The sequence below is a fragment of the Halobacteriovorax sp. RZ-2 genome (genome assembly GCF_043196685.1).
Taxonomy (GTDB): domain Bacteria; phylum Bdellovibrionota; class Bacteriovoracia; order Bacteriovoracales; family Bacteriovoracaceae; genus Halobacteriovorax_A.
The window spans coordinates 126,224-138,788 of sequence record NZ_JBEBMR010000001.1; the positions used below are offsets into that span (position 1 = coordinate 126,224).

The 12,565-nt window shown below is 38.0% G+C and carries 14 protein-coding genes; 5 read left to right on the forward strand and 9 right to left on the reverse strand.

Annotation, left to right across the window (positions count from 1 at the left end; genetic code table 11):
- Positions 1-13 precede the first annotated feature (13 nt).
- Positions 14-2,179, forward strand: coding sequence for an amino acid permease (locus ABMA78_RS00560; RefSeq protein WP_392855987.1), 2,166 nt, complete (start codon positions 14-16; stop codon positions 2,177-2,179).
- Here ABMA78_RS00560 and ABMA78_RS00565 read toward each other — a convergent pair.
- From ABMA78_RS00565 to ABMA78_RS00580, 4 genes are all read right to left on the reverse strand, one after another.
- A complete protein-coding gene (locus ABMA78_RS00565) occupies positions 2,176-3,630 on the reverse strand; it encodes an ATP-binding protein (protein WP_392855990.1) in 1,455 nt (484 codons plus the stop codon). The two genes, ABMA78_RS00560 and ABMA78_RS00565, sit on opposite strands and share 4 nt — an antisense overlap.
- A gap of 18 nt (positions 3,631-3,648) precedes the next feature.
- On the reverse strand, positions 3,649-4,914 hold the full coding sequence (tyrS, locus tag ABMA78_RS00570) for a tyrosine--tRNA ligase (RefSeq protein ID WP_392855992.1): 1,266 nt from the start codon (positions 4,912-4,914) through the stop codon (positions 3,649-3,651).
- Positions 4,914-6,338, reverse strand: coding sequence for a glutamate--tRNA ligase (gene gltX / locus ABMA78_RS00575; RefSeq protein WP_392855995.1), 1,425 nt, complete (start codon positions 6,336-6,338; stop codon positions 4,914-4,916). The genes tyrS and gltX overlap by 1 nt, the downstream gene beginning before the upstream one ends.
- A 118-nt stretch (positions 6,339-6,456) precedes the next feature.
- Positions 6,457-6,816: a hypothetical protein gene (locus ABMA78_RS00580; protein ID WP_392855997.1), complete on the reverse strand. Its 360-nt coding sequence runs from the start codon at positions 6,814-6,816 to the stop codon at positions 6,457-6,459.
- Positions 6,817-6,860: 44 nt separating this feature from the next.
- Between ABMA78_RS00580 and ABMA78_RS00585 the strand changes: the two genes are divergently transcribed.
- The gene (locus tag ABMA78_RS00585; RefSeq protein ID WP_392855999.1) at positions 6,861-7,139 is read left to right on the forward strand and encodes a barstar family protein; all 279 of its coding nucleotides are present in this window, start codon (positions 6,861-6,863) and stop codon (positions 7,137-7,139) included.
- On the opposite strand, the gene ABMA78_RS00590 is transcribed toward ABMA78_RS00585, so the two are convergent.
- From ABMA78_RS00590 to ABMA78_RS00600, 3 genes are all read right to left on the reverse strand, one after another.
- Positions 7,129-8,229 (reverse strand): esterase/lipase family protein, encoded by a 1,101-nt coding sequence (locus ABMA78_RS00590; protein WP_392856002.1) that lies wholly within the window; start codon positions 8,227-8,229, stop codon positions 7,129-7,131. The genes ABMA78_RS00585 and ABMA78_RS00590 overlap by 11 nt on opposite strands.
- Position 8,230: 1 nt before the next feature.
- Positions 8,231-9,346, reverse strand: a complete 1,116-nt coding sequence (locus tag ABMA78_RS00595; RefSeq protein WP_392856004.1) for a hypothetical protein — start codon at positions 9,344-9,346, stop codon at positions 8,231-8,233.
- A 152-nt stretch (positions 9,347-9,498) separates the two neighbouring features.
- Complete coding sequence (locus ABMA78_RS00600; RefSeq protein WP_392856006.1) at positions 9,499-9,639, reverse strand: hypothetical protein; 141 nt, start codon at positions 9,637-9,639, stop codon at positions 9,499-9,501.
- Positions 9,640-9,800: 161 nt separating this feature from the next.
- Here ABMA78_RS00600 and fliL point away from each other — a divergent pair, with 161 nt between their 5' ends.
- Together fliL and ABMA78_RS00610 are read left to right on the forward strand one after the other, a co-directional pair.
- A complete protein-coding gene (gene fliL, locus ABMA78_RS00605; protein WP_392856008.1) occupies positions 9,801-10,271 on the forward strand; it encodes a flagellar basal body-associated protein FliL in 471 nt (156 codons plus the stop codon).
- Positions 10,272-10,435: 164 nt separating this feature from the next.
- Positions 10,436-10,714: a hypothetical protein gene (locus tag ABMA78_RS00610; protein ID WP_392856010.1), complete on the forward strand. Its 279-nt coding sequence runs from the start codon at positions 10,436-10,438 to the stop codon at positions 10,712-10,714.
- Between the two features lie 89 nt (positions 10,715-10,803).
- On the opposite strand, the gene ABMA78_RS00615 is transcribed toward ABMA78_RS00610, so the two are convergent.
- On the reverse strand, positions 10,804-11,226 hold the full coding sequence (locus tag ABMA78_RS00615) for a hypothetical protein (RefSeq protein WP_392856013.1): 423 nt from the start codon (positions 11,224-11,226) through the stop codon (positions 10,804-10,806).
- A gap of 158 nt (positions 11,227-11,384) precedes the next feature.
- On the opposite strand from ABMA78_RS00615, the gene ABMA78_RS00620 reads away from it, so the two are divergent.
- On the forward strand, positions 11,385-12,287 hold the full coding sequence (locus ABMA78_RS00620; RefSeq protein WP_392856015.1) for a LysR family transcriptional regulator: 903 nt from the start codon (positions 11,385-11,387) through the stop codon (positions 12,285-12,287).
- Between the two features lie 58 nt (positions 12,288-12,345).
- On the opposite strand, the gene ABMA78_RS00625 is transcribed toward ABMA78_RS00620, so the two are convergent.
- Positions 12,346-12,522: a hypothetical protein gene (locus ABMA78_RS00625; RefSeq protein WP_392856018.1), complete on the reverse strand. Its 177-nt coding sequence runs from the start codon at positions 12,520-12,522 to the stop codon at positions 12,346-12,348.
- Between the last annotated feature and the right edge of the window lie 43 nt (positions 12,523-12,565).

A 12,565-nucleotide genomic window follows, 5' to 3' on the forward strand; every position in this document is an offset into this window, starting at 1 on the left:
TAAGGGAATTTATTTGAAGAAACTTGAAAGAAACTTAGGACTCTCATCAGTTATTTCAATCAGTATCGCGTCAATGCTTGGATCTGGAATTTTTGTTCTGCCAGGACTAGCATTCGAAGTGACAGGTCCGTACGTATGGATCTCATATTTACTGGCCGGACTCTGTGTACTTCCGGCGGCACTATCAAAATCAGAACTTGCCACGGCCATGCCGGCATCAGGTGGTACATATATTTATATTGAAAGAACATTTGGGCCAATGGCCGGAACAATTGCGGGCCTAGGCCTTTGGATCTCCCTGCTACTTAAGGCGGCATTTGCCCTGATGGGTTTTGGTGCCTACCTTGGTGCTATAAGTGCAGGCTTTGATCTTAAAAACTTCGCCCTCATCCTCACTGCAATTATTACAATATTAAATATTGTCGGTGTTGGAAAAGTCAGTGGTCTTCTAATCGCCGTTGTCCTTCTTTCAACAATTGGCCTCACTGTTTTAAATATTGGAACGCTCTCAACGGCCCAAGTTATCACAGGTATTCCATTTTCATTTTCACATATGGACTCAATTCTCTTGGCAGCAGGTCTCGTTTTTATTTCATATGCAGGTGTAACAAAGGTTGCGGCCATTGCAGAAGAAATCAAAACTCCAGAGAAGAATCTTCCAAGAGGAATTCTGCTATCTCTTTTGATTGTCACACTCCTCTACTGTGTCACAACTCTGGCCCTTGCTAAGTACTTACCAATCGAGCAGTTAAAGAATAATCTAAGACCTATTTATACTCTGGCCTATGAGTTTGGAGGAAAGGGATTTGGGATGATCATGGCGGTTCTGGCCATCCTAACCATGACTTCCATGGCAAACGCTGGCCTTCTTGCGGCCTCTCGTTTTCCATTTGCCATGAGTCGCGATCACTTGATTCCAAGGCTATTTGGCCACCTAGACCGTCGATTCTTAACACCTGTTTGGAGTATCCTTGCCTCAGGACTAGTTGTCGCCTGTGCAATCTACTTTTTGAATATTGCTAAAATTGCAAAACTTGCTTCGGCCTTTATTCTAACAATTTACATGATTGAGAATATTGCAGTTATTGCTCTTAGAGAGACTCATATTCAATGGTATAAGCCGACTTATAAGTCACCTCTTTATCCATATGTTCAAATTTTTGGAATCATTTCAACACTCTACTTACTTGTTATGATGAAGGATCTTGCCGTAATTGGCCTTGTCTCAATTTCTGTCCCAGGTATCTTAATCTATCTCTTCTACGCAAAAGGACGCGTGAGTCGAAAAGGTGTACTTGGAATAAGAGGAAAGAGAACGGATCTAGTTAATGAGGCACAATTCCCAGCACCGGCAGCTTCTGAAAAGTTAAGCCTTGATCAGGATGCCAATGTTGTCGTTGCCCTTGTCGGTAATGAGAGATCTCCTGAAATGCTAATTGACATGGGGACAACTCTAGCAGGTGGCGAGCATATTGAAGTGGCCCACTTAACAGAGGCGCCAGAACAAACAGACCTGAATGACTTTACTGATGAAGACCCAAAGCTTAGATCGCTAAGACGTCGAGTAATTGCTATGGCCATTGAAAAGACCACGCCGATTAACTTTGATCCTATCGTGACTCACGACTTATCAAAGTCTATTTTTGAAATTGGCCAAAGACTTCATTGCAATTGGCTCTTTATGGAGTGGAAAGGACGTCTTCGTGATACGTTCACAACTCAAAGTCCTGTAGCATGGCTTAGGTCGCACCTAAATTGTCACCTTGCTATCTTTAGAGACAACGGTGTTCGTTATATGAGAAAGATTATGGTTCTCATTGATCAGAATTCTAATGATGTCACTCTTATTCAAGCGGCCCAGCAAATTGCAGAGTCCCATAAAGCAGAGATTACTTTTATCTATCTTATCGATAAGGATCTAACGATTGAAGAGACTTCACAAGTTGAAAAGTATATTCGCTTAATCAGTGATGATATGACTGTTCGAACGACTGGGCATATTATTAAGTATAATGACAAGGTCGATACCCTAGAGACTCTGACAGTTGAGTATGACCTACTTGTTTTTAATTCAAATAAGAAGCATAGATGGTTTCATGTATTTGGAACTGAAGATGATCAAATTATGGCAAAGGCCTCTTGTTCAGTACTAGGGATTCATACAGGAAGTGCGAATTAAAGAAGCTCAGATTTTGGCAATGTGATCATAAACGTTGTGTACTCTGAATCAGGATCGTAAGTCAGGGTACCACCGTGGTCCATAATAATTTCACGGCTGATATTTAAACCGAGACCAGTACCCTTCTCTTTACTCTTAGTTGTATAAAAGCGATTAAAGATTTTCTGAGCAATCTCTTTTTCAATCCCTTGCCCACTATCGAGAACCTCAACAATAACATGGTCTGTATCATCAAGAAGATTGATCTCAATCCATTGTTCTTTAAGTCCTGCAATAGCATCATGAGAGTTATTAAATAGGTTAATTAGAACCTGAATAACTTCCGACGAATTAATCGTCACGAGGTCTGAGTCCGCATCATTTGAAAAGACAATACGTAGACTCTCATCCACAAGGCCTGTTTTAAATAATGCAATTGAGTCGTGAATGATCGAAGATAGACTTGTCATCTCACGCATTGAGCGGTCATCTTGAGAGTAGATATTAAGGGAGCTCACAATATTTGCGATACGATTTTTCTGATCACCAATTGAACGAATCTTCTCTAAGAGTTGATCAGAAGTGATCTTCTCACCTCGACGCTCTATGGCCTGAACTTGAAGTTCAATAATAGCAAGAGGGTTATTTACCTCATGGGCGATATTAGCGGCCATCTGTCCAAGAGCTGTCCACTTACTCATTTTATCTATCGTAGCTTTCTGCGAATCGATTTCACGATTTCGACGAAATCTTTCAGTCACATCGGCCGTACGATCAAGAAAGAAGTGACCAAGTTGATTAAAGTCGTGATACTCCATCGAGCACTCAAATACCGACTCTTCATCATCTTCAACTTCGATAAAAACCGTATCGGTGATAATTTCACCTACAGACTTCTTTGCACGTTCTGCTCGTTGATAGAATTTTTTAAGATTCTTACCACTCACAACGTCTTTTATATTTTGACCTACTAAAGGCCTATCATTCCAAGTAGCGTCAGCTTTTGAAACGTAGACAAAGTTATAATCCTTATCAAAGACAGTGAAAATATCAGAGCTTTGTTCAACCATTTCTCGAATAAAGAAATTCGTTGAACTCGTTGTAAGATTAACTTCGTGAGGTCGAATTTGCGACAGAACGCGCTTATTTCCTTCATCATCAACAAAGGGATTAAACTCCACATCCCAAGTAATACTTTCGCGGTTTAAGCGATTTGTTAAGATGATCTGCTCACGGCCAACTTCGCCAGCTAAGGCCTTTGCGAAGCACTTTTTCACCTTCTTAATTTCACTCTCACTAAGATGGCCCTTGTAATAATCATAGACACTCATGCCTAGATAATCTTCAGTAAAGCCAAACATTGTCGTTGAAACAAAGAGAAAACGGGCCTCTTCATCGAACACAGCAACTCGAACGTTTTGTTCTTCAAAACTACCAAGCTTTAATAAATCGATGAGTTGCTGTGTATTCATATACTATCTAGTTAAGTTCTAAACGAATTTTACCACACAATAATTCTTCTTCCCCTTCTTAAGGATTAGGCAAGACTCACTTGCCAGATCTGAAGTAGTTATCATGTGTTCGATATCTGCATTCTTAATATTATTAATGGCAACACCATTTTGAGTGACCATTTTTCTTGCCTCTCCCTTAGATTTAAATAAAGGAGTGGCCGCTAACATATCTAAGTAGCTAATTTCACCTAATTGAGATTTTTCAAGCTCAACTGATGGAACGTCATCAAAAATACCCGCAAGTTCAGCATCTGTTGTATTTTCGATTACCTTTCCAAAGAAAAAGTCTGTTGCTTTTTTAGCAGCTTCAATACCTTCTTTACCGTGAACAAGAGTTACGATCTCTTCCGCAAGACGCTTTTGCGCTGCTCTTAAGTGAGGTTCAGTTTCAACTAATTTTTCGTACTCAGCAATTTCTTCTAGAGTTAAGAAAGTTAAAGTTTTAAGATACTTGATTACAGAAGAGTCATCAGAATTAAGTAGGAACTGGTACATCTTATATGGAGACGTCATTGTTGCATCAAGGTAGATTGCGCCACCTTCAGACTTTCCAAACTTCTTCCCATTTGAATCAGTTAGAAGAGGAATAGTCATACAGAAAGCAGGTTTTTGATGCATCTTACGAGTAAGATCCATTCCAGCAGTCATATTTCCCCATTGATCAGCTCCACCAATTTGAAGGCTTACATCATATTCTTTATTCAGGTGAGCGAAGTCATAACCCTGAATAACTTGGTATGTAAATTCAGTATAGCTAATACCCACTTCTGAGCTAATGCGTGACTTAACAGAATCCTTAGCAAGCATTTCACCAACACGGAATCTCTTACCAACGTCTCTTAAGAACTCAAGGAAAGAAAATTTTCCAATCCAGTCAATATTGTTAACCATAGTCGCCGCATTCTCGCCTTCAAAATCTAATAGATTCATAAGCTGTGCTTTTTGGCCTTCTAGGTTCTTTAAAACTTGATCTTCAGATTGAAGATTTCTTTCATCACTCTTACCTGATGGATCTCCAATCATCCCCGTTGCACCACCAACAAGAACGTAAGGCTTATGCCCTTGTCTTTGAAGGCGCATCATCGTTACTACTGCAAATAAATTTCCTAATTGAAGAGATTTTGCCGTTGGATCGTAACCACAATAAAAAGAAATTTTCTTATCGTTTAAGATTTCTTTTAATTCTTCATGTGAGTACTGATTTACAATTCCTCTTGCTTCTAATTCTTCAAAAAAGTTCATTACGCTAATCTCTCTTTAATTATTTCAATTGGAGTAAGTGCCACGACAGTTTTTAGATCTGGCCCATGCGCTCGTCCTGTAAGACAAACACGTGTCCCCATAAAAAGTGGCTTACCTTTAATTTTTAATTCTTTCTTTAAGTAGTTCATCCACTCACCAACTTGATCTTCAGTAACGTTAGTCGTTTGATCAGCAAGTTGTGCTTTTAGATATTCCTTAATTTGTGGAGTCGTCTCCCAGCTCATTGCATCTTTATACTGATCATCAGCATCAACTCCCGCATCAAAGAAAATCGGAAGATGCTCAATAATATTGCTAAACAGCTGAATCTTTTCTTTCATAAGTCCTGCAAATTTAACTTTCCATGCAACGTCTTGCTTATGATAGTCGCTCCCCTCAGGAATGAAACGATCAAAACCAGCTGCAATTTCAACATCATCTAGCTTTCTAAGCCATTGCTCGTTAAAGAAGTTAAGTTTTGCAATATCATACATTGCTGATGATTTAGAGAATCTCTCGTAACCAAATTTATCGCTAAGCTCATTAACATCAAAAATATCCGTCTCATCTGGATGCGACCAACCAAGAAGACATAGGTAATTTGCTAGGGCCTCTGGAAGATAGCCTTGATCCTTATATTGAGTCACCGAAGTTGCTCCGTGACGCTTTGAAAGCTTTTGACGATCGTGACCAATAAGAAGTGAAACGTGACCAAAGTTTGGAGGAGTTACACCCATTGCGTCGTAGATCATAAGTTGACGGCAAGTATTATTTAAGTGTTCTTCTGCACGGAAAACATGAGTCATTTCCATCTTTGCATCATCAACAACACAGCAGAAATTATAAACAGGCATTCCGTTAGCTCTTAAGATAACGAAATCCCCTACCATATTCTCAGGAAATTTAACGTGTCCTTTTACAAGGTCTGTAAATTCCCAAGTTTTTCCAGGGTTCTTAAAACGAATAACATACTCTTCTCCAGCATCAATTCTCTTTTGTGCTTCAGCTGGATCAAGGTCACGGTATTGCCCGTGGTATGCATGTGGGTCTTTATTTTCATTTGTTGCTTTTTCAGTTAAGCGCTCTAACTCGATACTTGTTAAGAAACAAGGATAAGCAAGGCCACGCTTAACAAAATCCCAAGCAATATCTTTATAAATTTCAAGTCTTTCAGACTGACGATATGGACCAAAGTCACCACCCTTATCAGGGCCTTCATCGTGCTCAATTCCCATCCACTTAAGGTCAGCAATCTGTGCTTCTTCATACTCACGCTTTGATCTTTCAAGGTCAGTATCTTCAATTCTTAAGATATACTTACCACCGTTTGCCTTTGCAAATAGGTAGCTATAAAGAGCGGTACGAGCGCCACCAATGTGTAGGTAGCCAGTTGGAGAAGGTGCAAAACGAACACGAACAGTCATGTAAATTCCTTTGGGTAATTAAACGTATTTTAAAATAACATAGTTGAGCGATATTATAGCTTTTTAAATAGGAAATGACACTTTCTAAGTCGAATTTTTTAGGGAAAAACAATTGAAATCATAGGGCGTTCAAAATGGAATCCACATGGTCAACATTCTTTAAACGCTTGGACATGGAACGTGACACAATGCAATTCTCACCGTAACAAGTATTGGTGATATTTTTGAAGCAAGAACTAAGTAATTGGAAATAACGTGGCGTCCCAATAACAATACGGCCAGAGCCGTCCTCTTTGGGGATAATTTTACTGGCGTGCAGCTTCAAGCACTCATCAACTCCAAAAGTTGTGTACTCCAATAAATACTGCTTGCGGGCCTTAAGATATCTATTCGCAAGGTCAACTTTTGGACGAGAAGCATAAGAGCTTAGGCCAAACAGCAATTGACAGGATACGAATAAACTCATTAACTTAGTCATAAATTGATTCTAACAATATATTTTCCTTTAGCAATGAGAAATAAATGCGCAGAGAAATTGAATTAAACTCCAATGGACTTGATACACTTGATGACTACTTAGTTGAGTGTGGCCGCCTATTTGATTTCCCAAGCTTTTACACAAATAATATCGATGAACTCTACGAGTTCATTCAAACTTATACAGATAAAAACTTAAGTTTATATTGGACAAATACTAAAGATGCACAAAATAAATTAGGTCAGGATTATTACCGTCTAAAAGAAGTATTTGATTTGATTAGTTCACAATATAGTGAATTCCAATTTCATGTTAATGAGTAAGATAACTCGTCTGCCCTGAGCTTATCTCAATGATTGAAGTTCTTGGACCTTGAGTAATAACGAGCTCACCACTAGTATCTCCATCAGACAAGTAGCCCTTATAGAAGTAGAGATCATCTCTTATGTGAATGAAGCTAAAGCGCATGCCACGTTGAATATTTTTAGAATGAACCCAAATAGGCCCCTTCTCCTTAGCTCTTAAATACACTGCAAATGTATTTATATCTTTCGCATAATTAATTTTAACTTTTTGATTACCTAGGAATTCTTTTTCAAAAATGGCCAAACTTGAATTCTCACAGCGCGATGGTGAAATGAGACAATTTTTTGAAACAAGTGTTGTGGCCGGAGTTCCAAATAGGCGAAAGCGTAAGTGGACACCATCAATATTATAATGAGTTGAAACCTTATCCTCACTTACTAAATTCGGATTGGAGCTCGATGGAGCAACGGCAAAGTCCCCTTCAATATCAAAAATACTCGGGGCCAAGGTTGCAGAAATCGTCACATAATTCTTATCTGCAATCATTTCAAAAAATTGAAGACTCTTAAAATACTCCATCGTCTCGATGACTTTCTTAGAGCCGATCTTCATATTCTTTAATTCTTTCTTTCCAAGAATCGGCAAGATGAATGTTCCCAGAGAGTAGCCAAGATTTGCGATAATTGCCCCGTAATACGGCGTGGCCATCGTCATTATATTCTTCACTCTAAAGTGGATTGGATCTTGGGCCTGATACATATTTCTAAGCCAAAACATGGTAATGAGGCCACCTTGAGAGTGGGCAACAATTGATATTCTAGAGTGACTCTCCTTAAAGCGCTCATGCATGAAAGAGTCAAAGCTTTGAATGAAATCTTCAAGATTTAATTTATTATTACCGGTATCGTATTCAAAGAAGTGTGAGTTTATGCACTCACTTGGATGGTATTTTTTTAAGTAATCGGCCCAATAACCAAAGGCACCTTTATTGCTAGCGATCCCGTGAATAAAGACCACATCGTGAATTTCATGAGAGTCACTAGTGCTACAAGTAGCACTAGTATTTAATGATAAGAGAAATAGTAAAGATAGAACTAAAAATCTCAACTTACTCCATACCTTCTGGGTAGATCTGTATTGCATGATTTAGCGTTGTTTGTACCCAAGCATATTCTCTTGCAATAAGTGGTGCGTTTAAGAAATCTTCCTCACCTTCTTTTACAAGATCGTAATCGTATTTTGGCATATTTTCATTTGGATAAATTGAGTCACGTACGTAGAAAACACCTTTTGAAGCACAACCTACTTCTTCGTAGCGCTTTTGAACAGCATTTCCTTTTTCCATAACTTTTTCAGCATTTGCTAAGTACTTAGCACGCCAAGAATCTGATTTTGTTTTCTCAGCTTTTTCTAACCAGTAGTCACGCTTCTCTTCCATATGTGGTTTAAAAGAAGAAACAAATGGGCACCCTTTAGTGTCAGCGTTGTCATTATAACCAAAGATATAATTAGCGTGCCAAAATCCTTTGTGATTATAAATAACTAATACTGGCGCATTTCTTTTATGTAGAGCTTTCTTAATTCTTTCAACAATATCAGAAGGTGCTTTTGCAACGGCCCACTGATCCTTATCTGGATCAACGTGAAGAACTTCTCTCTTAAATTTTGGAAGTTTATATTCAACAGCATTCTTATCAATTGAATCTGTTAGAGAAATCCAGTTAAACTGAGTTCCATATGATCCGTCTTCATCTTTAGCGTCAGTTACAACACGTTTGCCATCAACCTTCTTAAAATTTCCTTTTGTGAAGCGGTAGTCTTTATTTGAGAACATCACAGAACTTTTATTAATTCTTCTGATATTATCAGTTCTCCAATTTTCAATTTCATCTTGGTTTGTCTTATTTGTCTTTAAAGACATATAGTAGCGTTCTGCAAAATTGATTTTCTTATCACCCTCTAGGTTATTTAGTCGGTTATACCACCATTCAACAACACCAGTATGTGACATATAAAGACATGAGCCAGCATCTTCTTGAGAAGGAGCTGCTACAACATACTTCATTAGCTCATTAAAACCACCAGCTGTAACTTCGTCTTCAACGAAAGAGTTTGGATTAATTGTACTTACGTAATCCTTTGGAAGTGACTGGTAAGTTGAGATTTCGGCCTGAGCTGAGAAAGTAGAAATGGCCGCAGCGATTGCGAGTAAAGTTTTAAACATATTCCCTCTTTTAAAGTAAATTCTTTTCATGTGTGAAGGGTAAAATGCTAGCAAACTTGAACCATAATCACAAAATTTATGGCCAAATGAAGCGATGCGCATGCATTAGCTGCGCATCAAGTACTGAATATTTTGTTAATCACTTAAGTTACTTATGATAAGTAAATAACGACAGATGCACCAATTGCCGTCACTGCCAGAAGAATCCAAGTATTCATTGCAGAACTTCTCTTCACTTCTTTGCGGTTTGTTACATACTTCTTATTGCGTTTATTCTTATTAGATTTACCCATTTCATCCTCCATAAATAATCACAGGCAAAGTATTTTATACAAATTTTATAGCGAGTGCATAGACCGAGTGCTCCACTCGGAATATAACACTCATAAAAAAGTATTTTCTACCTAGCGACAAGCGAGTTAAATCACCAAAATAACTATGATATTATAGTATTATGACAGGAAGAAAATTACTTGATCAAATTATTATTGCACTCTTGCTACTGACGACGTTGGCCACAGTTGGTGTCTTCGTTTACACCAATATTATCTACAAGAAAGAGCTGCCAAATAGTGCGACAGAAATGCAAGCACTCAAAGATGACTTCAAGCAAATCAACTTCCCGACAACTTACGTCTTGGATAAAATCACTGTAAACCTAGACTCAGCAACTCGCCGTCTTAGATTTCTCGATGTTCAAATAAACCTCGTTCTTTTCAGTGAGGAAGACTCGCAGCTGCTAGATCCAATCAGACCTCAAATTTACGATATTATTATTGATGTTGCTGCATCAATTGAGCCAGACGAGCTTAACTCACTTTCAGGAAAGCTAATCTTTGAAGGGCGAATTAAAAAGCGTATCAACTACTTAGCGAAGAAAAAAGTTGTTAAAGAAGTATTTTATTCAAAATTCGTTGTTCAATAACCACGATACTCAAATCTATGCTATAGTTTAGAAATCATGAATCTATAATCACTTAGAAATCCATTCCTTTATTTCAATCAATTAACCCGAGGTGATTATCGTGAACACTTCTCACATTTAAAATTCATTCTTCCATTTACACAATTTTAAATTGAGAGGTCTCCATGCGATCTTACTTACTACTATTCTATCTAGGACTAGGGCTTCCTGCATTTGAAGCTCGTTTTGATACACGAAGAGAAAATACGGAAAGTATTTCTACTGAGCACGACTTAGCTGAGCGTAAGCAAAAACTAAGAAAGAAAACTCGTCGAAACAAAAAAGGGAAACGCAAACGAAAGCAAAATTACCATCAAAAACACTTTGCACTCAAAGGGAGTCATTCAAAGGATTCGCGCTATAGTAATGGGAATAAATTAAGAAGGATGTTTATTAATATGTAAATTAGAACCAGAATGTTATAAGGCCCGCGAGGGAAGCGGGCCTTAAGACAACAACACATGGGAATTTTAAAAAAAGGAAATTTTTAAAATTACTCGCAACGGCCTTCATTTACATAAATGGCCTTTGCACGATATAATTCACACGAATTTGGAAAGCTAATAAATGCGTCTCCGTCGATACCACTGATGGCACCACAAACAGGAGCGAAAATTTCTGGACATACGTTAAGTTGTCTTGGCTCATCAACCCAATTCTTACAGTTAAGAACGGCCTCAAGCTTGTACTTACCTAGTCCTTCTTGCTTAAGAGCAAATTGTCCATCTTCACAGCTTTGAGTTTCAAAGTACTCATTAACTAATTCAATTTCTTCATTTTGCTCAGTGATAATAACTTTGAAGATTCTTCCTCTAAATGATTGAGAATCAAGTAGATCACCATTAAGAATAATTTCTTTTGCACTTACATTCATTGCTAATACTGCAAGAAAAATAATTGAAACTAATTTACTCATAATCCTTCTCCCTAAACATTTATTAAAAATTCAAAGTCTTATCTTGTGAAAGGAGTTATAGAACAAAGAATAAATTAGTAGAAATTATATATAATAATCATTATCCATAATTATATGTTATACTTGAACCTATAGAACCAAGCTAAGGTATTGAAATTATGAATATAGACTATATTTCTATTCCTACTCTACGTGTATTCATCGAAGTCTATGAAACGATGAATATGTCTCAGACCGCAAAAAACCTTGCCATGACCCAGCCAGGAGTCTCTCAGCACATCAAATCCCTCGAAGGGCTACTGCAAATCTCACTCTTTGACCGAATCAACAAGAAGGTTCTCCCAACAGAGCAGGCCCACTGGCTTTACCGCGAGTGTCGCCAGATTCTTGAAAATCTAGAAAAGGCCCTCGGGGAAGTTTCGGCCAAAAAGAATGCGCTTAAAGGAACACTTCATATTGGAATGCCAATTGAGTTTGGTAATAACAGGCTCTTGCCTATAATCGCCCAATGGCTAAAGCTACACCCTGAAGTGTCACTACAAATTAACTACGACCACGCTGCAAGACAAAGTCAGCTTCTTTTAAATGGCGGATTAGACTTTGCTATTACTGATAGTTTCAACTTTCCAAAACAGATTGCAACTAAGAACTTATCAAGTGAAAGGCTTATTCTTTGCTGTTCAAAAGAATACGCAAGCGAGCACCAGTTAAGTGAGACGACAAAATTAAAAAAGGCCGATGAACTGGACTTCATTGCATACCTTGAAGGCTCACCCGTTATCACCAGTTGGTTTAAGTACCACTTAAATAAGAACTTCCACAAACAACCAAAGGCCCAGTTAATGGACGTTCAAGGGGTATTGCGCCTTACTCTTGCCGGTGTAGGTATCTCTGTTTTACCTCTGCACGTTATTGAGCGCTCTGATAATAAATCAAGACTGATGCTTTTTAAGGGGACAAAAGATCATATGGTAAACGAGCTAAACCTCGCCTACTTAAACGCTAGAAAGCTGGGGCCAGTGGCCTCTAGTTTATTTGAATTTCTGACTGAAAATATTTAAAAAGGACAAAAAAAAGCCGCTTAGAAAGCGGCCTTTATATAAAAAATTTTATTCTGAATTATTGCTTCATTCCTGGAGCTGTTGACTCGTCAGTTGTCGTAACATTTGACTCTTCGTCATTTAATCCATTTAGGTATTCTTCAACCTGAGCCTTAGTTACTTTACCTTCAGCGATAAGCTTATCTCTTAATCTTAGGTCTAAAATTTTCTCTTGTAACGCTCTTGAAAGTCTCATTGAATTTCCTTATTTAAAAAATTAACGATTGATATATTTATAA

What these genes read in the sequence shown, in the direction of transcription:
- ABMA78_RS00595 (WP_392856004.1), bottom strand. Translation starts at nt 9,346, where the DNA reads ATGTTTAAAACTTTACTCGCAATCGCTGCGGCCATTTCTACTTTCTCA.
- ABMA78_RS00585 (WP_392855999.1), top strand. Translation starts at nt 6,861, where the DNA reads ATGCGCAGAGAAATTGAATTAAACTCCAATGGACTTGATACACTTGAT.
- ABMA78_RS00580 (WP_392855997.1), bottom strand. Translation starts at nt 6,816, where the DNA reads ATGACTAAGTTAATGAGTTTATTCGTATCCTGTCAATTGCTGTTTGGC.
- ABMA78_RS00625 (WP_392856018.1), bottom strand. Translation starts at nt 12,522, where the DNA reads ATGAGACTTTCAAGAGCGTTACAAGAGAAAATTTTAGACCTAAGATTA.
- ABMA78_RS00620 (WP_392856015.1), top strand. Translation starts at nt 11,385, where the DNA reads ATGAATATAGACTATATTTCTATTCCTACTCTACGTGTATTCATCGAA.
- ABMA78_RS00615 (WP_392856013.1), bottom strand. Translation starts at nt 11,226, where the DNA reads ATGAGTAAATTAGTTTCAATTATTTTTCTTGCAGTATTAGCAATGAAT.
- ABMA78_RS00610 (WP_392856010.1), top strand. Translation starts at nt 10,436, where the DNA reads ATGCGATCTTACTTACTACTATTCTATCTAGGACTAGGGCTTCCTGCA.
- fliL (WP_392856008.1), top strand. Translation starts at nt 9,801, where the DNA reads ATGACAGGAAGAAAATTACTTGATCAAATTATTATTGCACTCTTGCTA.
- tyrS (WP_392855992.1), bottom strand. Translation starts at nt 4,914, where the DNA reads ATGAACTTTTTTGAAGAATTAGAAGCAAGAGGAATTGTAAATCAGTAC.
- gltX (WP_392855995.1), bottom strand. Translation starts at nt 6,338, where the DNA reads ATGACTGTTCGTGTTCGTTTTGCACCTTCTCCAACTGGCTACCTACAC.
- ABMA78_RS00600 (WP_392856006.1), bottom strand. Translation starts at nt 9,639, where the DNA reads ATGGGTAAATCTAATAAGAATAAACGCAATAAGAAGTATGTAACAAAC.
- ABMA78_RS00565 (WP_392855990.1), bottom strand. Translation starts at nt 3,630, where the DNA reads ATGAATACACAGCAACTCATCGATTTATTAAAGCTTGGTAGTTTTGAA.